This is a genomic window from Micromonospora gifhornensis (genome assembly GCF_016863515.1).
Classification (GTDB): domain Bacteria; phylum Actinomycetota; class Actinomycetes; order Mycobacteriales; family Micromonosporaceae; genus Micromonospora; species Micromonospora gifhornensis.
Genome location: NZ_BOPA01000014.1, coordinates 175323 through 195452 on the forward strand (window position 1 = coordinate 175323; position 20130 = coordinate 195452).

General features: G+C 71.3%; 15 protein-coding genes. 12 read left to right on the forward strand and 3 right to left on the reverse strand.

Features of this window, described 5'->3' with window-relative positions; genetic code table 11:
• Positions 1 to 141 precede the first annotated feature (141 nt).
• From Vgi01_RS09005 to Vgi01_RS09060, 12 genes are all read left to right on the forward strand, one after another.
• Positions 142 to 2970 (forward strand): amino acid adenylation domain-containing protein, encoded by a 2829-nt coding sequence (locus Vgi01_RS09005; RefSeq protein WP_204290683.1) that lies wholly within the window; start codon positions 142 to 144, stop codon positions 2968 to 2970.
• Entirely contained in the window at positions 2967 to 4502 is a 1536-nt protein-coding gene (locus tag Vgi01_RS09010; RefSeq protein ID WP_204290684.1) for an argininosuccinate lyase, read from the forward strand. Before Vgi01_RS09005 ends, Vgi01_RS09010 begins: the two co-directional genes overlap by 4 nt.
• A complete protein-coding gene (locus Vgi01_RS09015; RefSeq protein ID WP_102657368.1) occupies positions 4499 to 5395 on the forward strand; it encodes a GHMP family kinase ATP-binding protein in 897 nt (298 codons plus the stop codon). The genes Vgi01_RS09010 and Vgi01_RS09015 overlap by 4 nt, the downstream gene beginning before the upstream one ends.
• A gap of 8 nt (positions 5396 to 5403) precedes the next feature.
• A complete protein-coding gene (locus Vgi01_RS09020; protein WP_204290685.1) occupies positions 5404 to 7668 on the forward strand; it encodes a pyridoxal-phosphate dependent enzyme in 2265 nt (754 codons plus the stop codon).
• Positions 7665 to 8696 (forward strand): GntG family PLP-dependent aldolase, encoded by a 1032-nt coding sequence (locus tag Vgi01_RS09025; protein ID WP_102657370.1) that lies wholly within the window; start codon positions 7665 to 7667, stop codon positions 8694 to 8696. Before Vgi01_RS09020 ends, Vgi01_RS09025 begins: the two co-directional genes overlap by 4 nt.
• Complete coding sequence (locus tag Vgi01_RS09030; RefSeq protein ID WP_204290686.1) at positions 8693 to 9640, forward strand: TauD/TfdA family dioxygenase; 948 nt, start codon at positions 8693 to 8695, stop codon at positions 9638 to 9640. Before Vgi01_RS09025 ends, Vgi01_RS09030 begins: the two co-directional genes overlap by 4 nt.
• 74 nt (positions 9641 to 9714) lie before the next feature.
• Complete coding sequence (locus Vgi01_RS09035; RefSeq protein WP_204290687.1) at positions 9715 to 10455, forward strand: thioesterase II family protein; 741 nt, start codon at positions 9715 to 9717, stop codon at positions 10453 to 10455.
• 5 nt (positions 10456 to 10460) lie between these two features.
• A complete protein-coding gene (locus Vgi01_RS09040; protein WP_102657373.1) occupies positions 10461 to 11717 on the forward strand; it encodes a DegT/DnrJ/EryC1/StrS family aminotransferase in 1257 nt (418 codons plus the stop codon).
• Complete coding sequence (locus Vgi01_RS09045; protein WP_204290688.1) at positions 11714 to 12772, forward strand: ATP-binding protein; 1059 nt, start codon at positions 11714 to 11716, stop codon at positions 12770 to 12772. Before Vgi01_RS09040 ends, Vgi01_RS09045 begins: the two co-directional genes overlap by 4 nt.
• Entirely contained in the window at positions 12769 to 14079 is a 1311-nt protein-coding gene (locus Vgi01_RS09050) for an MFS transporter (RefSeq protein WP_102657375.1), read from the forward strand. The genes Vgi01_RS09045 and Vgi01_RS09050 overlap by 4 nt, the downstream gene beginning before the upstream one ends.
• Positions 14076 to 14714: a class I SAM-dependent methyltransferase gene (locus Vgi01_RS09055; RefSeq protein ID WP_204290689.1), complete on the forward strand. Its 639-nt coding sequence runs from the start codon at positions 14076 to 14078 to the stop codon at positions 14712 to 14714. Before Vgi01_RS09050 ends, Vgi01_RS09055 begins: the two co-directional genes overlap by 4 nt.
• A complete protein-coding gene (locus tag Vgi01_RS09060) occupies positions 14711 to 18193 on the forward strand; it encodes a condensation domain-containing protein (RefSeq protein WP_204290690.1) in 3483 nt (1160 codons plus the stop codon). The genes Vgi01_RS09055 and Vgi01_RS09060 overlap by 4 nt, the downstream gene beginning before the upstream one ends.
• Positions 18194 to 18251: 58 nt before the next feature.
• Here the strand turns inward: Vgi01_RS09060 and pyrF are convergent, their stop codons facing one another.
• Genes pyrF through Vgi01_RS09075 form a run of 3 tightly spaced genes read right to left on the reverse strand, consistent with a single transcriptional unit; the run spans position 18252 to position 20040 of the window.
• Positions 18252 to 19109 (reverse strand): orotidine-5'-phosphate decarboxylase, encoded by an 858-nt coding sequence (gene pyrF / locus Vgi01_RS09065; RefSeq protein ID WP_204290691.1) that lies wholly within the window; start codon positions 19107 to 19109, stop codon positions 18252 to 18254.
• A complete protein-coding gene (locus Vgi01_RS09070; RefSeq protein WP_102657379.1) occupies positions 19109 to 19828 on the reverse strand; it encodes an HAD family hydrolase in 720 nt (239 codons plus the stop codon). Before Vgi01_RS09070 ends, pyrF begins: the two co-directional genes overlap by 1 nt.
• On the reverse strand, positions 19825 to 20040 hold the full coding sequence (locus Vgi01_RS09075) for an MbtH family protein (RefSeq protein ID WP_204290692.1): 216 nt from the start codon (positions 20038 to 20040) through the stop codon (positions 19825 to 19827). The genes Vgi01_RS09070 and Vgi01_RS09075 overlap by 4 nt, the downstream gene beginning before the upstream one ends.
• Positions 20041 to 20130 lie beyond the last annotated feature (90 nt).

The window sequence follows — 20130 nt, forward strand, 5'->3', positions numbered from 1 at the left end:
TGTTGGACGCTGACTATGGATCGGTGCTGGGGGAGGGGCGAGTACGTGACAGAGTCGCTACCGGAATTGGTCGACCACCATCGATGGGAGCTGTCCGAGGCCGCGGCTACGGCCGTGACGAGGGCGGCCCGCAGCGCGCAGGTGCCAACCCGACAGGTGGTCGCGGCGGCCTGGGCCAAGGTCAGGTCGGTCCTGACCGGTGACCCCGAGCTGCCGCCCGGACCCTGGCGCGGCCTGCTCGGCACCGACACCGGCGAGGCCACGCCCGTCGGCGAACCGCCCACCGCCGTCGAGCTGGAACAACCCGCCGACCTGCTGCGCGGCGTCGACGCGTCACGAACCGGCGAGTACCTGGACGGGGTGCTGCGGGCCATCGCCGCGGACCTGGACGCGCCGCACGAGAAGCACTCGCTGCTCACCGGCAAGGATGTCTGGCGGCAACTGCACGTGTTCCACGGCGAGCTGCGCGAGCTGCCCGACCGCCGGGCACACGAGCTGATCGGCGAGCAGGCCCGGCGTACGCCCCATGCGGTCGCCGCCGTCCGCGGCGAACTGCGCTGGACGTACGCCGAACTGGACCAGCGCGCCAACGCGGTGGCGAACCGGCTCGTCGCGGCCGGCGCCCGTCCCGGCGACGTGGTCGCCGTGCTCAGCGACCGGACCCTGCCCTGGGTGGCCGCGATCCTCGGCATCCTCAAGGCCGGCCTGGTCTACCTCCCGGTCGACCCCGCCTACCCGCACTCCCGGATCGCCGGCATCCTGCGGCGCAGCGGAACCCGGCTGCTGCTGGCCGAGGTGCCGATCGAACCGATCGCCGACGTCCCGGTGCTGCCGCTGGAGGCCGCCGGACCGACAATCGACCCACAGGTGTCCGTACCGGCCGACGCCCCCGCGTACATCTACTTCACCTCCGGCTCCACGGGTGAGCCGAAGGGCGCGGTCTGCGCCCACGCCGGCATGCTCAACCACCTGACGGCCAAGATCGATGACCTTGGCCTCACCGAGCAGGACGCCGTCTGCCAGAACGCGCCGCAGTGCTTCGACATCTCCCTGTGGCAGGTGCTGGCGCCACTGCTCGTCGGTGGGCGGACCGTGCTCGTGCCGCCGCAGGTGATCCTCGACGTGGAGGCGTTCGTGTCCACTCTCGACCGCGAGCGGATCACCGTCCTTCAGGTCGTTCCCTCGTACCTCGAAGTCCTGCTCGGCCACCTCGACCTGAGTCCGCATCAACGTCCGGCACCACGGATCGTCTGCGTCACCGGGGAGGCCATCTCTCGCAGTCTCGTCGCCCGTTGGTTCGGTTGCTTCCCCGACGTTCCGCTCGTCAACGCCTACGGTGCGACCGAGGTCTCGGACGACACCACCCACGAGATCATGCGTGCGCTGCCCGCCACCGAACTGGTGCCGGTCGGCCGCCCGGTGCACAACGTATCGGTGTACATCCTGGACAGTCAGCTCGCCCTGGTGCCCTTCGGCGCACCCGGACAGATCGCCTTCGCCGGCATCTGCGTCGGCCCCGGCTACATCAACGACCCGGACCGCACCGCGGCGGCCTTCGTGCCCGACCCGTTCCGACCCGACCAGCGGATGTACCTCACCGGCGACTACGGTCGCTGGCTGCCCAACGGGCATCTGGAGTTCCTCGGCCGGCGCGACGAGCAAGTCAAGATCAGCGGGATGCGGGTCGAGGTCGGCGAGGTCGAGAACACTCTGCTGCGGGTGCCCGGGGTACGCTCGGCCTGCCTGGTGGTGGTGCCGATCGGGACGAGCAAACGCCTGGCCGCCTTCTTCACCGCCGACGAACCGGTGCCGGACCTCAAACGGCGGTTGGCGGACCTGCTGCCGGCCCACATGGTCCCCTCCACGGTGCACCAGCTCGACGCGTTGCCACTGACCGAGAACGGCAAGGTCGACAAGGCCGCACTCGTCGCCGCCGCGCTGCGCGCCGGCGCTCAGGCAACCGTGTCCCAGGAACGTGAACAGGCGACCAACCCGCTGGAGCGCCGGCTCGCGGCCGCCTGGGCCGAGGTCCTCAACCGCCCGCTCGAGGACATCTACCGCACCGACAACTTCTTCGCCCTCGGCGGCGACTCGCTCTCGGCGGTCCGGCTGGTCGTCAAGCTCAAGCACCTCATCACCCTCACCACCCTGACCAGCAACCCGGTGCTGGCCGACCTGGCCGAGGCCGCGAGTCGTACCGGTCAGGCGCAGCTGCTCCAGGCCCTGGCCACGCCGCAGGAGCCGGTGGCGACGGTGGTGACCGTGCCCGACGCGGCCGGCACCGCCCTCAACTTCCAACCGCTCGCCGCCGGCCTCACGGCGATGAACTGTGCTCTGCTCGCCACCGAACTGCCCGGGCACGACCTCGCCCGTCCCGAGGAGCCACTTGTGGACGTGGCACAGGTCGCCACCCGGCTGGCGGACGAGATCGCCGCACGGGTCGACACCCCGCTGATCCTCTGGGGCCAGGGCAGCGGCGCGGCTGTCGCGGTGGAATGCGCTCGCCTGCTGCACGACCGGGGTCGGCCCGCGGCCCGACTCGTCCTCGCCGCGGCCACCGCCGACCCGCATCAGCTCGCCGCGGATCTCGCCGAGGTGCAGGCGATGGGGGAGGGGGAGATTCGGCGACACATGGCCGCCCAGGCGACCTACACCGAACTCGACGAACTCAAGAGCGAGCGGGAGGCGCTCATCGAGCGGGCGTACCGCCACGACACCCTCGGCGCAGCGCACTTCCTCCGGCACGCGCGCGACGGGTGGCCGGCACTGGCGGTGCAGACCTGGGTCGTCGTCGGCGACGACGACATGCGACTGGCCACCGAACCCCGTCCCGAGCTGGCCTGGCGGCACTTCGCCCCGACAGCCGAGCAGGTCGTCCTGCCCGGTGCAGGACGGCACTTCCTGCGCACCCACGCCGACGAGGTGGTCACCCTCCTCCGGTCGATCGTGACCACCCGGACCGGCGCGTGAACGGGCAGCCCGTGGTGGAGCCGACCGCGATGCCGCTCACCGGGCGGCTCGGCCGTACCCCGTCCGTCGTCCTGCACGAGCACGTCCTGGCACCGCAGTTCCAGTTCGAGGTCGACCACCTGCTCGGGTGGTACCGGGTCGTCGAGCGGGTGCTGCTGGCCGAGTACACCCGGATGGGGCTGGTCACCGAGCCCGAGGCAGCCGCCATCGCCGCACTGCTCGACACGGCCACCGCCGACCGGATCACCGCCGACCCGGCGGCCAACCTCTCCGACATCTGCCTCGCGCTGGAGCGGCACGTGCTGGCCGGGCTGGCGACGGTGCCGTCCGCCTGGCACGTGGACCGCAGCCGCAACGACATCCAGGCCACCGTCCAACTCCTGTACGCCCGCAGCGAGCTGCTCGACATCGCCGAGGCGCTGGTGGAGCTCACCCGGGTCGCCCAGCACCGGGCCGCCGCCGTGACGCACCTGCCGATGCCCGGGTACACCCACCTGCAGGCAGCCCAGGTCAGCACGCCGGGCTTCTTCCTCAGCGCCCTCGTCGAGCACTGCCTACGGACGCTACGGCGGCTCCTGGCCACCTACGACGAGATCAACCTGAGCCCGCTCGGTGCGGGTGCGCTCACCGGTCAGGAACTGCCCTGGGACCGGGACCGGATGGCCCTGCTGCTCGGCTGCGCCAGTCCGCATCCGCACGCGCTGACCGCCGTGGCGTCCCGGGCCTGGGCGTTGGAGATCGCCGGCGAGCTGTCCCACTTCGGGGTGGGGACGAGCCGGTTCGTCACGGACCTGATGGCCTGGGCCAGCAGCGCGTACGGCTTCGTCGAACTGCCCGACGAACTCGCCGGCATCTCCGCAGCCATGCCGCAGAAGAAGAACTATCCGGTGCTGGAGCGGATCCGGGGTCGCACCGCCCACCTGACCTCCCTCGCCCTCGACCTGGCCACCGCGCAACGGGCCACCCCGTACAGCAACATGGTCGAGGTCTCCAAGGAAGCCGGGGCGTACCTGCACGACCTGTTCCGATCGGCGCGCGGGGTGCTCGCCCTGCTGCGGACGGTGCTGGAGAACCTGGACTGGCGGCCCGAGGCGATGCGGTCCGCCTGTGACCGGGAGTTCCTCGGCGGATTCACCCTCGCCAACCGGCTCACCCTCGACGAGAAGGTCCCGTGGCGGACCGCGCAGGTCATCGTCGGACGGTACGTCAGCGCCAAGCTGGCCGCCGGTGACCCCCTGGACCGACCCGACGCGTCGTTGCTGGCCGATCTGGCCGAAGCGGCGGGGTACCTGTTGACCGACCCGGCGGCGCGGCTGCGTGGGCTCGACAGCGAGGGGCAGTTGGCCGTCAAGTGCTCTGCGGGGTCCGCCCGTCCCGACCACGTCCGTGACCTGCTGGACCGCCAGGGTGTCGCGCTCGACGCGCTGGCCGGGCAGCTGGGACGTCGTCGGGCCACCGTCGAAGCCGCGATCCGGGAGGTCCACGCCCTCTTCGCGGCCGGCTCGCCCACCGCGGCGCGAGGACCGGCGTGAGCACCGGACAGGCGCACCGGTCCCGGACCGCCACCGGCGTCAGCTCCGCCTTCGGCACCTTCGGCGAGCTGCTCCAGGGGGTGCTGCCGGATCAGGTCGACTTCCTGGTCACCATGCCGATCGCCCGATGGGCCACGGCGACCTTCGAGCTGGCCGCCTCGGGCGGGGTCGGTGTCACCCCCGCGCACAAGACCAAGGCCCGACGACTGGCCGAGTCGATCCTCGCCGTCCACGCGCCGGGCGCCGGGGGACGACTGACGCTCGACGGCACCATCCCCGAAGGCAAGGGCCTGGCCAGTTCCTCCGCCGACCTGGTGGCGACCGCCCGCGCGGTCGCCAACGCCCTCGGCGTCCACCTGCCGGACACCGACATCGAGGACTTCCTGCGGGAGATCGAACCCACCGACGGCGTCATGTACCCGGAGGTGGTGGCCTTCGACCACCGGGCGGTACGGCTGCGCGCCCGGCTCGGCGTACTGCCGCCGCTGACCGTGGTCGGCATCGACGAGGGAGGCACGGTGGACACCGTCGCCTTCAACCGCATCCCGAAGCCGTTCCCCGCCGCCACCCGCGCCGAGTACGCCCGCCTGCTGGACACCATCACCACCGCCATCGCCGTGGGTGACCTGGCGACCGTCGGGCGAGTGGCCACCCGCAGCGCGGAACTCAACCAGCAGCTGCGGCCCAAGCGGTCGCTGACCGCGATGCTCGCGATCTGTGCCGAGGCGGGCGGGGTCGGTGTCGTGGTGGCCCACAGCGGTACGGCCATCGGCGTACTCCTGCCCCACCAGGCGCTCGGGTACGAGCGCCGCCTCGATCTGACCCTGCGCCGCTGTGCCGAACTCAGCGACCAGGTCCTGCTCTACCACGCCCTGTGCGTGGACTACCGATAGGAGCTGCGGTGCGTTTCGACTCCATGGTGGACGCCATCGGGCATACACCCCTGGTCCGGCTGCGGGCCTCCGGTGACGTGCACCTGTTCGCCAAGCTCGAACTACAGAACCCGTACGGGATGAAGGACCGGGTCGCCCGTGAGGTGGTGCTCGCGGCGCGGGAGTCCGGTGAGCTGGCCCCGGGGGCACCGATCGTGGAGAGTTCCTCCGGGACGTTGGCGCTCGGGTTGGCGCTGGTCGGAACCGTGCTGGGTCACCCGGTGCACATCGTCACCGACCCCCGCATCGACCCGATCACCCTGGCCAAGCTCCGCTCGCTCGGTTGTGTCGTGCACGTGGTGCCGGCGATGGCACGCCACGGCTGGCAGAGCGCACGCCTGGAGCGCCTCGCCGAACTGCGCCGGGAGCTGCCCGGCGCGTACTGGCCGCAGCAGTACGGCAATCCGCTGAACCCGCGGGCGTACCAGGCGCTGGCCCGGGAGATCGTCACCGACCTGGGACCGGTCGACGTGCTCGTCGGCTCGGTGGGCAGCGGTGGCTCGCTCTGTGGTGCCGCCCGCGCGTTGCGCGCGTACCAGGCGGAGCTGCGGGTCGTCGCGGTCGACTGCGTCGGCAGCGTCCTGTTCGGTCAGCCCGATCTGCCCCGCCGCCGGCAGAGCGGTCTGGGCAACAGCCTGCACCCGGAGAACCTCGACCACACGGTCATCGACGAGGTGCACTGGCTCAACGACCGGGAGGCCTTCGCCGCCACCCGCGACCTCGCAAGGGAACAGGGCATCTTCGCCGGCAACTCGGCCGGATCGGTGTACCAGGTGATGAAGGGGCTGACCGGACTGCTCGCCCCGGGGACCCGGGTGGTCGGCATCCTGCCCGACAGGGGCGACCGCTACGCCGAGAACCTCTACGACGACGGGTACTGGGCCGAGCAGAACCTCGACGACCTTCCGCTGGCCCGCGAGCCGGTGCAGGTGCCGTACGGCAGCCGCATCACCTCGTGGTCGTACGCGGCGGTGCCGTCCCGGGAGCTGGTCTTCGTCGAGTCCAACACCACCGGCACCGGCATGCTCGCCCTGCACCAGGCGGTACGACTGGGCCTGCGCCCGGTTCTGCTGACCCATCGTCCGGGACGGTATCGCGGGCTGCCCGACACCCCGGCGGAGGTCGTCGAGTGCGACACCAACGACGTCGACGCCCTGCGCGCGCTGCTGTCCCGGCGGAGGTCCCTGGCCGGCGTCACCACCACGAGCGAGTTCTACCTGGAGACCGCTGCCACCCTGGCGGGCGGCCTCGGCCTGCCCGGTAGCAGCGCGGACGCGGTGGCGGCGTGTCGGGACAAGGCGCGTACCCGTGACCTGCTGAGCCGGGCGGGGTTGCCGCAGCCGCGGTACTCGGTGGTCCGTGCGCCGCACGAGGTCGCGGCTGCGGTGGCGCGGGCCGGGCTGCCCTGCGTGGTCAAGCCGACGGGCGACTCCGCCTCGACCGGGGTGCGGCTGTGTCGCACCGAGGCGGAGGCGCAGGCCCAGGTGGCGGCGCTGCTCGCGGTCACCGTGAACGTCCGTGGCCAGGCCACGAATGCGGCAGTGCTGGTCGAGCAGTATCTGCGCGGTGCGGAGGTGAGTGTGGAGACCTTCGCCGCCGACGGGCGCGTGGAGATCGTCGGCATCACCGACAAGACGATCGGTCCCGAGCCGTACTTCGTGGAGACCGGTCACATCTTCCCGGCGCCGCACCGACCGGAGAGCGAGGCGATCCGACAGACCGCCCGCTCGGCGCTCGCCGCGGTCGGGCTCGCGCACGGCGCGGCGCACATCGAGATGCGGCTGACCGAGGCCGGACCGGTCGTCGTCGAGATCAACGCTCGGCTGGCCGGCGGCATGATCCCCGAACTGATCCGCATCGCCACCGGGCTCAACATGGTGGAGCGGCAGCTGAGGGCGGCGAGCGGCTTGCCGCTGGAGCCGCTGGCACCCGCGACCCGGTACGCCGGGATCCGCTTCCTGACCACCGCGACCACCGGGGTGTTGCGTGCCGTCGACGGCGCCGATGAGGTCGCCGCGCTGCCGGGCGTGCACGACGTGACGGTCACGGCACGTGTCGGTGCCGCCGTAGGCCCGGCCACCGACGCCTACGGGCGACTCGGCTGGGTGATCGCCGACGGCGACAGCCCCGAGGAGGTACGGGCCCGCCTCGACCAGGCCGTGGCCCGCATGGCACTGGACGTGACGCCCGCGTCGGACGCGGCGGCTGACGAGAAAGTGACGGTATCCGCATGATCGAGATGCGCAGTGACACCTTCACCCTGCCGACGGAGCAGATGCTCGCCGCGATGACGAGCGCCCCGCTCGGCGACGACGTCTACGGCGAGGACCCGACAGTCCGTGAGCTGGAGGAGACGAGCGCGCAGCTGACAGGTAAGGAGGCGGCCTGCTTCCTGCCGAGCGGCACGATGGCCAACCTGTGCGCGATCATGGCCCAGGTGCCACGCGGCGCGAAGGTCATCGTCGGCGACGAGTCCGACATCTACCTGTACGAGGCCGCCGGGGCGAGCGTCTGTGCCGGGGCGGCCTACGAGCCGGTCCGCACCGACGAGGAGGGGCGTCTTCCGCTCGACGGGCTCGCCGCGGCCTTTCCCGCCGACCCGGACGACCCGCAGTTCGCGCTGCCGGCGTTGATCTGCCTGGAGAACACCCACAACAGGGCCGGCGGCATCGTGCTCGACGAGGCGTACCTGCGCGCGGTGCGGGACTTCGCCGACGAGCGGGGAGTTCCTGTCCACCTCGACGGGGCGCGCCTGTTCAACGCCGCACTGGCGGCCGGTACCACCGTCGAGGCCGTCGCGCGGCACGCCGACACCGTGCAGTTCTGTCTGTCCAAGGGGCTCAGCGCTCCGGTCGGTTCGATGCTCACCGGCCCCGCCGAGGTCATCGGCCGGGCCCGCCGGGTGCGCAAGTTGCTGGGCGGTGGGATGCGGCAGGCGGGTGTGCTTGCGGCGGCGGGGCTGATCGCCGTGACACGGATGCCGCAGCGACTCGCCGAGGACCACGCGAACGCGCTGCGCCTCGCCGAAGGGCTGGCGCAGCTGCCCGGGGTGACCCTCGACCCGAAACGGGTGCAGACCAACATCGTCCTGTTCCGGCTCGCCGACATGCCGTGGGAGCGGTTCGTCGCCGAGACGGCCGACCTCGGACTGCGGGTGGCGGAGTTCGGGCACGGTCGGATCCGTGCCGTGACCCACCGCGGTGTCAGCCGTGCCGACGTCGACCGGGCCGTGGAGATCGTCGGGCGGGTGGTGGCGCGGTGACCGCGGTCGCGAGCGGCGGCCGGGTCGTCGAGCCGTGGCGGGTCCACGCCGGCACCGACGACTGGCTGTACGACAACCGTGTCGAGCTTCGTCAGCGGCTCACCGAGACCGGCGTGGTGCACCTGCGGGGGCTCGGGCTCGATTCCCCCGAACGGTTCGCGGCGGCCGTCGAGGCGCTGGTACGGCCCTGCCCGCGCCGGGAACCGTTCGCACCACGGCCACACCTGGGCGGGCCGGTGTACGGGCCGCCTGCCTGGCCGTCCTACCGGGACATGTGCCCGCACAACGAGCAGAGCCACGCCCTGGTGTTTCCCGGCACGCTGCTGCTGGCACACCCGCCAGGGGCGGCGGCGACCGGGCGGACCCTGCTCGCCGACGGGGTCGAAGCGTTGTCCCGGATGCCGTCGAGGGTGCGGGACGCGTTCGTCACGCGGGGGTGGATGCTGGTCCGCAACTTCCGGCCGTACGTGGGCATGGGTTGGCGACAGGCGTTCGGGATGGAGACGGTCGCCGAGGTCGAGGCGTACTGCGCCGGACAGTCGATCGGGTACGACTGGCTGCCCGACGGCACGCTGCGTACCCGGCAGGCCCGGGCGTCGACGTTCGCGCATCCGGTGACGGGCGCGACGGCGTGGTGCAACCAGATCGCCTTCCTCAGCGAATGGAGTCTCCAGCCCGAGGAACGCGAGGTGCTGGTGGGGGCGTACGGCCGCACGGGGCTGCCCTTCAACACCTTCTTCGGTGACGGGGAACCGGTGCCGGCCGAGGACCTGGCGGCGGTGCAGGAGGCGATCGACGCGTCGACGTTCGACCTGTCGTGGACGCCGGGGGACGTAGTGCTCGTCGACAACGTGCGGATGGGGCACGGGCGTACCGCCCACGACGGTACGTGGCCGCTGTGGGAGGCACAGGGCGACCCGATTCCGGCTGTTGACTTTGCATGACTCCTGTCATGACTTGGGCCGTTAACTCTGGTAAGTTTCGTTGTCATCGGCAGTCAAGACGAGTTGAGGTGCTGATGAACAAGTGGGTGAGCATCGCCACGCCGAACCCGACCGCTCCCACGCGGTTGTTCTGCTTCCCGTACGCGGGCGGCGGCGCCTCCGCGTACCGGGAGTGGCACCGCTGGCTGCCGCAGGTCGAGGTGGCCGCCGTGCAGTTGCCGGGGCGGGAGAACCGGCTCGGGGAACGACCGATCGCCGCCATGGACCGCCTGCTCGATCTGCTGGTCGAGGCCCTCGACCCGCTGCTGCGGCAACGCCCCTTCGCCTTCTTCGGCCACAGCATGGGCGCCCGGATCGCGTACGCGCTGACCCGCCGGCTCGAACAGGACGGCGCGCCCCTGCCGAGCTGGCTGTTCGCCTCCGGCAGCCCCGCACCGTGGCTGCGGATCCCCGAAGCGGCCTGGGCCGAGCCCGACGACCGGCTGCTGGCCTGGCTGGCCGACCTCGGCGGTACGCCCCCGGAGGTGCTCGACAGCCCGGACCTGATGCAGCTGGCGCTGCCCGTCATCCGCGCCGACCTGACCCTCGGCGCCACCTGGCAGTACCCGTACACCACCGCGTCGTCGGTGCCGGTACACGCCTTCGCCGCCACCGACGACGACTACGCCACACCGCAGCGGGCTCGGGCCTGGGAACGCGAGACCACCGGCCCGTGCCGGGTGAGCGTCTTCCCGGGCGGGCACTTCTTCCTGCACGAACACACCGCACAGATACTCCGGTTGATCGACGAAGACCTGCTCAGCGTGGCGCGGTGACGGCCATGACCTCCACCGGACTCGCCGCCACTGCGCCCGCCATCGACCACCCGCAGCAGTGGCCGGTCTACGACACTCAGGCTGTCGCAAGAGCCACCGACCTGATCCGCGCCGGCCGCACCTTCGACTACCGGCACGGCCCCGAGATCGCCGAGATCGAGCAGTTGTTCTCCGAACACCTGGACGGTCGACACGTCCTCGCGGTCAACTCCGGCACCAGCGCGTTGCTCGCCGCGTACTACGTCCTCGGGCTCGGCCCCGGTGACGAGGTGCTGGTGCCGTCCCTGACCTTCCTCGCCACCGCATCGCCGCTGTTCGTGCTCGGCGCCACCCCGGTGCTCTGCGACAGCGCAGCGGCCAACGGCAACGTCACCGCCGCCAGCCTGGCCGAGCGGATCACCAGCCGGACCCGGGCCATCGCGGTCACCCACCTGTTCGGTCACCCCTGCCCGATGGCGGAGATCGCACAGCTCGCCCGCGAACGGTCACTGGCGCTGATCGAGGACTGCTCGCACGCCCACGGATCGACGATCGACGGAGTCCCGGTGGGCACCTTCGGCGACCTCGCCGTCTTCAGCATCGGCGGACTCAAACTCGTCAGCGGTGGGATGGGCGGTGTCCTCGCCTGCCGCGACACCCGCCACTACGACCTGGCGTGCCTGCTGAGCAGCTTCCGGCAACGCAGCAACCTCACCGTCCGGGATCCGGCGTTGCGTCGCCTCGCCGACGTCGGGCTGGGCGGCAACCTGCGGATCAGCCCCGTCGCGGCCGTCCTGGCCAGCAGCCACATGCGACGGCTCGACGCGCTGGTACGCGCCAAACACGACAACGCCACCGCACTCGTCGCCGCGCTCAGCACCCACCCGGGCATCGAAGGGCTGGGCGTCACGGCCGGACACACCATGGGCGGCTGGTACGACATCGTGCTGCGCGTCGACCCGCTGCGCGCCGGCTTCGACCGCGACGAACTGATTGCCGCGCTGAAGCGGCACGGCGTACGGGCCGGTGTGCCGCAGACCGCCCCGCTGCACCGTACGTCGGTCTTCACCGGCGCCCGGCCACCGACCTGGCACGCCTACTCACCGGCCACGTTGCGCCGACGCTTCACGTACGCCCCGGAGGACCTTCCGGTGAGCGCCCGGCTGCACGACGAGTGGATCAGCCTGCCGGCAACCTACTTCAACGAGCCGCAGGAGGAACTGCTCGGCGCGTACCGGCGGGCTGCCGAGCGGGCGCTGTCCGACCTGGCGGCGACCCGATGAGCCAGACCTCGGTCTACCTCGTCGGCGTGCAGAGCCTCGCCAGCTGGTTCACCCACTTCGTCCAGTGGCGACCGGGCGATCGGCACCTGCATCTGGGGGAGGGGCCGGTCGACGCCGAGGCGCTCCAGCGCAGCTTCCAGGGCCTCGACGCCGCCACCGCCGTCTTCCTCACCAGCCACGACACGCTGTTACGCGACCGGGAACTCGCCGCCGGGCTGCGCGTCGCCGGCCACCGGGTCATCGTCCAGTCGGCGAGCGCGGCGAGCCTCGGCCTCGACAAGGTGGCGATGAAGCGCTTCTTCGACCGGCACGGCATCCCCACCGCGCCGTGGCGGTACCAGGACGAGGGCACCTTCGACGGAGCCGGCGACGACCTGCTGGTGGTGAAGGGCCGCAACAGCACCCAGAGCATCGGTATCCGGATGGCCACCGAGGTGACGTCGTCCCCGCAGTACTTCACCGAACGGTACGCCGACGGTGTGGAGTACTCGGTCGTGGCGCACCGGACCGGCGGGCGCACCATCACCCTCCCGCCGGTCTGGAAGGGACCCACCTCGCCGATGCTGGTCCCACCGTGGCGCCGGCTGCGGCTGTGCCCCGCCCCCGGTCTGACCCCGGCCCTCGACACCTGGCTGCGCGACACCACCGAAACGATCGCGCAGGCCGCCGACGTCGACGGCTACCTGGAAGTGGAGTTCCTGGTCCAGGCCGACGGCACCGGTCTGGTCCTGGAGATCAACCCGCGGATCTGCGGCACGCTGCGCATCGCCGCGCTGGCCGCCGAGGTTCCCGTCTTCTCGCTACACCACCTGACGTCGTCGGCGGCGCTGCCGGCCCTCCGGTACGCCGCCGAGGTCCCGTACACCGGCGCGTCGTTCAACGACCCGGCACAGCAGGTGTACGCCACCTCGCGGCTCACCGTCGCCGCGCCGGACCCGACGACCGTCATCACCGCGCTTCGCCGGCACGCCGGTGACCGCGCACTGCTCTACGACCCCTGGACCACCGGCAACGCGCCGACCCTGCTCGGAGCCCGAGAGGAAACCCCGTTATGAGCACCGAAACCGTCCGCGATGGAGCACCGTCGGATGACGGAGCTCCACCACCCTCGCTGAACCGGCACCGCGACTTCAACAAGCTCTGGCTCGGGCAGGGGATCTCCGCCTTCGGCACCGAGATCACCACCCTGGCGTTGCCGCTCACCGCGATCCTCATTCTCGATGCGAGCGCCACCCAGATCGGCGTCATGTCGGCGTTGCGGGAGCTGGCCTTCCTGGGCCCTCTCCTGTTCTTCGGCGTCCTCGTCGACCGGATGCGCCGACGTCCGTTGATGATCGGTACCGACCTGGCCCGTGCCTTCGTGATCGGTCTCGTGCCGGTGCTGGCCTTCCTCGACTCGCTGACCATGATGGTGATGTACCTCGTCGCCTTCACCGTCGGTTGCCTCTCGGTCATCTTCGACCTGGCCTACCGCTCCTACCTGCCCAGCATCGTCTCCCGCGAGCAGTTGATGGCCGGCAACAGCCGGCTGCAGGCCACCGACTCGCTGTCCCAGATCGCCGGTCCCGGCCTGGCCGGTCTGCTCGTGCAGGCGCTGCGAGCGCCGTTCGCGCTGGTCATCGACGCGATCTCATTCGTCGCCTCGGCGATCGCCATCGCGCTGGTGAAGACCCCGGAGCCGCCGGTCGAGCGGTCCGCCGAGGACATCGGTCGCGGCTGGCGGGGAGTCTTCAGCGACATCGGCAACGGCATGCGGATCACCGTCCGGCACCCGGTGGTCCGGGCCCTGGCCGGCAACAGCGCCACCTTCAACTTCTTCTCGATGCTGATGCTCACCCTCTTCGTGCTGTACGCGACCCGCGAGTTCGGCATCACCCCGGCCGCGCTCGGCTTCATCTTCGCCGCCTTCGGCGTCGGCGGTCTGCTCGGCGCGGTGACCATGGGACGGCTGCTGAAGGTGTTGGGCTACGGACGGCTGCTGATCGTCGCCTACCTGCTGGCGGTCGTGCCGATCGTGGCCATACCGTTCGTCGACGGTTCGCCGACCACCGCCGCGATCCTCTTCGGGATCATCCACTTCGTGGTCGGTTACGGCATCGTCTCGTCGAACATCGCCGAGATGACCATGCGTCAGATGGTGATCCCCCAGCACATCCTGGGTCGGGTCAACGCCAGCTTCCGGTTCCTCATCGGTGGCCTGGTGCCGATCTCCGCGCTGGTGGCGGGCCTGCTCGGTGACTCCATCGGGTTGCGGGCAACGCTGTTCATCACCGCCGTGGGCATCCCGCTGTCGCTGCTGTGGCTGATCTTCTCGCCGATTCCGAAGTTGCGCACCGTTCAGGACGTGGAGGCGACGGCATGAGTGGTCCGACGCTCGACGGTGGCTGCGACCGCGGTTACGCGATGAGCCCCTGCCTGTGGGGACGTGAGCCGGAACCGGTCGTCGAGAGCCTGGCCCAGCGCACCTCGCTGGAGGGCCTCCGGGTGCTGGACGCCGGCTGCGGCGAAGGGCGCAATGCCGCGTTCCTGGCCCGACACGGTGCGCTCGTCGACGCGACCGACGTGTCCGAGTTGGCGTTGCGCAACGCTCGGGGGGCGTGGCCGGACGAGGTGGGGATCACCTGGTCGGTGCGGGACGTCCTCACCCAACCGTTGCCGCCCGCCAGCTACGACGTGGTGGTCTTCGACAGTGTGGCGCACTGGCTCGCCGACGAGGCGTCCGTCGCCGCCGCGGTCACCGCCCTGCAACAGGCCACCCGGGTCGGCGGCTGGCACGTCCTGTGCGCCTTCAACGACCGTGCCCAGGAACTGGACAACCACGTCAACCCGCCCCGCTGCATCCTGCCGCACGGCACTCTCGTCGGCTACTACCTCAAGCCGGACTGGGAACTTGTCGAGGTACACGACGACGACGTCATCTCCTCCCACGCCGACCAGCCCATCCCGCACCGGCACTCGGCCACCCGGCTCCTGGCGCGGCGGTGGGGGACAGGGTGACCGGCATCGAGATCCCGCGTGGCCGACTGGCGCCGTTGTCGTTCCCGCAGGAGCAACTGTGGCTGATGGAGAGCCTCGCTCCCGGCACCTACAACGAGGTCTGGGTGCTGCGGATCGAGGGCGAGCTGCGGGTGCCGCTGCTGCAACGGAGCCTCGACCTGATCCTGAGCCGGCACGAGGTGCTGCGCTCCACCTTCGACACCGTCGACGGTACGCCGGTCTGCCGCATCCTGCCCGAACTCACCATCGACCTGGGGCAGCCGACGGATCTGGCGTACGTGCCGGTGGCGCTACGCGACCAGATGGTCGCCGATCTCGCCGCCCTGGTCGCGGACCCTCCGTACGACCTGCGTAGCGGTCCACTGGTCCGCGCCGCGCTGCTGCGGCTCGACGACGCCGAGCACATCCTCGTCCTCGCCACCCACCACATCGTGGCCGACGGCTGGTCGCTGCGCGTGGTGCTGCACGAGATGCTTGCCGCCTACGAGGCGTTCGCTGCCGGGCGGGCACCTGAGCTGCCACCTCTGCCGTGCCAGTACCGGCACTTCGCCGAGGAACAGCGTCGGCTGCTCGACGGTCGGGAACTCGCCGAGGAACAGCGGTACTGGCGTGCCCAACTCGACGGGGCCGTGCCCGTGCTCCCGCTGCGTACCGGCGGTCTGCGTCCACCGGTCAAGTCGCCGCACGGGCGACGCATCCAGGTGACCTTTCCGGCGAGCCTGGCCCGGTCGCTCTACCGGCACGCCACGGGCTGCCGCAGCACCCCTGCGGCCGTGCTGCTCGCCGCCTTCACCGCGGTCGTGCACCGCTACACCGGTCGGCAGGACCTGCTCATCGGCACCGCCAGTGCGGCCCGTCCGGACGAGCAGTGGGAGCCACTCGTGGGCTTCTTCGCCACGACGGTGCCGCTGCGCCTGCGGCCCCGCCCCGATCAGTCGTTCCACGAGCTCGTACGGCATGTGATGGAGGTCAGCCTCGACGCGCTGGATCACGACCGGCTGCCCTTCTCCCAACTTGTCGATCTGGTCCGACCCGACCGGGATCCGAGCTACCATCCGCTGATCCAGGTGGTCTTCTCGCATGCCGACGTCCGCGACGCGGAGCTGACCGGCGAGACCCTGCGCCTGCGGTACGAGCACGTTCCCCGGTCCCGGTCCCGCTTCGATCTGATCGTGGAGGCCCAGACCAGCCCGAGCAGCATCGGTTTCTGGCTGGAGTTCGACGAGGGGCTGCTTCCCGAGCCGTTCGTGCGGGCCCTCTTCGACCACCTGCGGTCCCTGCTGGCCGCGGCGATCGAGGCGCCCGGGATGGCGCTGACCGACCTGCCGATGCTCTCCGCCGCGGAGCGGGCCGTGGCCATCGCCGAGGTGCCACCTGTCGGTGTCCCGGTCCCCGCTGCGGAGCAGGTGGTGCAGGGCCTGGACACGCTCGCACCGCAGGGCGTGGTCGGCCGGATCGTCGCGGTCGACCCACAGCACGTCCGACTTGTCGGCGACCGCCTCCTGGCGGTGCACGGGCAGACCCTCACCGACACCGGCGACCTCGGATACGTCGACGGGCGGGGCGAGATCGTGCGGCTCGGCCCCCGCAACCAGCATCCGGTGATCAACGGATTGACCGTGCCGTTGGACGAGGTGGCCGCCACGATCTCGGTGCATCCCGGCGTCCGTGCCGCCGAGGTCGGCTACGACGGCACTCCGCCGGTGCTGCGTGCCCGGGTGACGTGCGCCGGCGACCCGGTCCCGACTGCTCGGCAGTTGGCCGAGTTTCTCGCCACCCGGCTGCCCCGGTACGCGATTCCCGCGGTGATCGACGTGGACCGCCCGGCGGCCGAGAGCACCGGCGACAGCGCGATCCTCGGCCAGGTACGCCGGAGCTGGCGGCAGGTGATGGGCCGGGACGACCTCGACGACGACGATGACTTCTTCGCCCTCGGCGGACACTCGATCCTGGCGGCGGAACTGGTGTCGCGGCTGCGTACCGAGCTCGGTCGGTCGGTGCCGATCCGGTGGATCTTCGAGGCCCCGACGGTGCGCTCCCTGGCCCGTCGGATCGAGCGGGAGGACACCGCCGGCCCGGCGCGGGCGCGCGTCGCCGCCCCGACCGGCGCCCCGGCCCTCGGTTCGGGCAGTGGGGCAGCGCCCGGGCCGGGGGCCGCGCCGGCCGGTACCGCGCCACTGACGGCGGCGCAGACCCAGATCTGGGTGCTGGACCGGCTCGCTCCCGGTCGGGCCACCTATCACAGCCCGCTGCGGGTCGACATCGGCGGCACACTCGACGTGGCCGCGCTACGGCAGGCGTTCGCGCAGGTGGTCGAGCGGCACGAGATGCTGCGCAGCGTGATCCGGTTCGTCGTCGACCGGCCGGTGCAGGTGCCGCAGCCGCAGGGTCCGCAGCTGTCGGTCACCGACCTGAGCGCGCTGCCACCGCAGGCGCAGGCGGCCGAGATCGACCGGCTCGCGCAGGCGCAGGCGCTGCGACCGTTCGACCTCGCCCGGGAGCCGGGCATCCGGGCAACCCTGGTCGTGGGTGCCGACGCACGGCACGTGCTGCTGCTCACCGTGCATCACATCGCCATGGACGGGGTGGGCTTCCAGGTGTTCTGTCGGGACCTGAGCGCCTGCTACAACGCCCTCGTCGGCGGAGCGAACCCGCCACCGACGGCGGCAGCCGGGCTGACCTGGCAGCAGTACGCCCGCTGGGAGGACGAGTGGCTGGGCGGCCCCGAGCCGGCCAGGCTGTGGGCGTACTGGGAGCAGGCCCTGGCGGGGTTGCCCGTGCTGGCGTTGCCGACGCCGCTGCCCCGGCCGCCGCTGCCCACCTTCGACGGTGACCAGCTCACGATCCTGCTCGACCCGGAGCAGACCGCAGCGGTGCTGCGGTTGGCCACCACCCAGCGGGTCAGCCCGTTCATCCTGGTCACCGCCGCGCAGGCGGCCTTGCTGCACCACCTTTCCGGCAGCCACGACGTGCCGATCGGCACGGTGGGGGAGAACCGCCGCCTGCCGGGGGCCCAGGAACTGCTCGGCTGCACCATCGCGACGCTGGTGCTGCGGGTGGACTGCGCCGGTGATCCGTCCTTCGCGCAGCTGCTGACCCGGGTACGGGACACGGTGCTGGGCGCGTACGACCATCAGGGCCTGCCGTTTCCTCAGCTGGTGCGGGCCGCCGCGATGCCACGGCAACTGGACCGGCTGCCCCTGTTCCAGGTGGCGGTGGAGTGGCAGGAGCCCGACCGTAGCGGATGGAACCTGGCCGGCTGCACGGTCGACTGGCACTTCACCCGGCTCGACACGGCCCGCAACGACCTGTACTTCACCGCCGCCCTCCGGGCCGACCGGTTGGAACTCAGTGTCGAGTTCAACACCAACCTGTGGGACGCGCCGTCCGCGCGCGGACTGCTGACCCGTTGGCGTGACCTTCTGCTGGCGGCGACGCACCGACCCGACCAGCGGTTGTCCGAGCTGGCCGGGTCGTGAGCAGGCAGTCGGGATGTCGGTGCCCTCGATGCGGCGGGGCATCGACATCCCGACCTGTCTAGCGGTGTCGCGCGATCTCCTCGTGCCACCACCGGATCCCGGCGCGCAGCGCCGTCGGCGTGGGACCGTGCCGCAGCACCCCGGTCGTCACCGTGAGCATCGCCCGGTCGGCGGCGTCCCGGACCGGGGCGAGGACCTCCTCGGTACGGCGGTCGGCCCGGCCCAGTCCGGGGATCTCCAGGACACTGTGCGGCAGGCGGCGGACCAGTTGCGCCGACTCGGGCAGCCGAGCACCCACCACCGCCGCCGCCGGTCCGGGCCCGGCGGTGCCGCAATGCTCGGTGTGCCATCCGGTCAGCGCGTCCGCGATCGCCTCGGCCGTGCTGGTGCCGCCGTCGGTACGGCTGCCCTGGACCTCTCCGGCACCGTGGTTCGAGGTACGGACCAACGTGAAGACCGCGGTGCCGCTGTCCTGTGCGATCCGCAGCAAGGGGTGCAGTGTCGCGGTGCCCATGAATGCGCAGGTGGTGACCGCGTCCCCGCCGAGTTGGCTGTCCGGCCCGAGGTACAGATCCGCGTAGGCGGCCATCGTGTCGTCGGCGTCGCCGACCTTGGCGTCGAGGAGCACCAGCGCGTCCCGCTCGTGGGCGCCGTCGACGAAACGGCGCAACGCCTCAAGCCCGGCGGTGCCGTGGCGCAGATAGAACGGAACCTGCACCTTGTAACCGGCCACACCGTCGCCGGCCGCCTCCAGGATGATGTCGCCGTAGCGGTCCAGCGACTCGCTGGTGTCGTCCAGGTCCCACCGGCGCAGCCAGGCCGCCGACGGAGCGACCCCGAGGCAGAGGCTGCCCCGCTGGGCGCTCAGCCTCGACCACGTCCCGGCAAAGCTGGTCCCTTCTCGGGTCAGCGGCATCAGGATCCCTTCCGCACCGTCCGGGCAGCCAACAGCCGGACGAGCTGATCGAGTGTGGTGATGGTGGGTACGTCGGCCTGCCCGTCACCGGTACGGTCCAGCCATACCCCGGTCAGCCCGGCCGCGGTGGCGGCGCGGGCGTCGGAGTCGAGTCGGTCCCCCACGTAGACCGTCTCGGCGGGTGCGAGGCCGAGCCGGTCGCACACGGCGTGGAAGATCCGCGGGTCCGGCTTGGCCACCCCGTCGACGTCGTCACAGCAGACCAGCGCCTCCAGCCGGTCCCGGATGCCCAGTGCGGTCAGCTTGCGGTGCTGGTACGCCCGGTCGCTGTTGCTCATCGCCGCGAGGCGCACCTGCGCGTGCCGCAGGGTGTCGAGCGCGGGTAGCACGTCGGGGAAGAGCGCGAACGCCTCGTCGCAGTGTTCCAGGTACCGGGCCACCCAGGCGTCGATCTCGCTCTCCTCGGGACCCAGTGGGAACCCGGCCGTCGCACAGAACTCCCGTGCCCGGCGTCGACGTTGTTCGGTGAAGGTGCACTCACCGCGTAGGTACGCGGTGAAGTGGATCTGCTCCAGGTGTCGCCAGAGGGCGAGGTACCGTTCGGCGTCGGTGGGGCTCACCGTCCTCGTCGTGGCCAGGTGGGCCAGCAGACCGCGGCCGGTCGCCCCGGAGAAGTCGACAAGGGTGTCGTCGATGTCGAAGACGACGGCGCGGATCACCGCGTCGACGACCGGGCCGCGAACTCGCGCAGGCTGCGCGGTCGCATGTCGGTCCAGACTTCTTCGATGTACGCGAGGCACTCCTCGCGGCTGCCCCGCTTGCCCGCCTCGCGCCAGCCGTTGGGCAGGCTACGTCCGGTCAACCAGAGAGAGAACTGCTCCTCGTCGTTGGAGACCACCACGTATTCGGCGTCGTCGTCCGCCACGCTCATAAGTCCTCCTCGGTCATGCGCTTCCGGAAGCATAACTGGAGACAACTACAGTCTCAAATCTACCGACAAGGCGCTGACTCTAGTTATGCT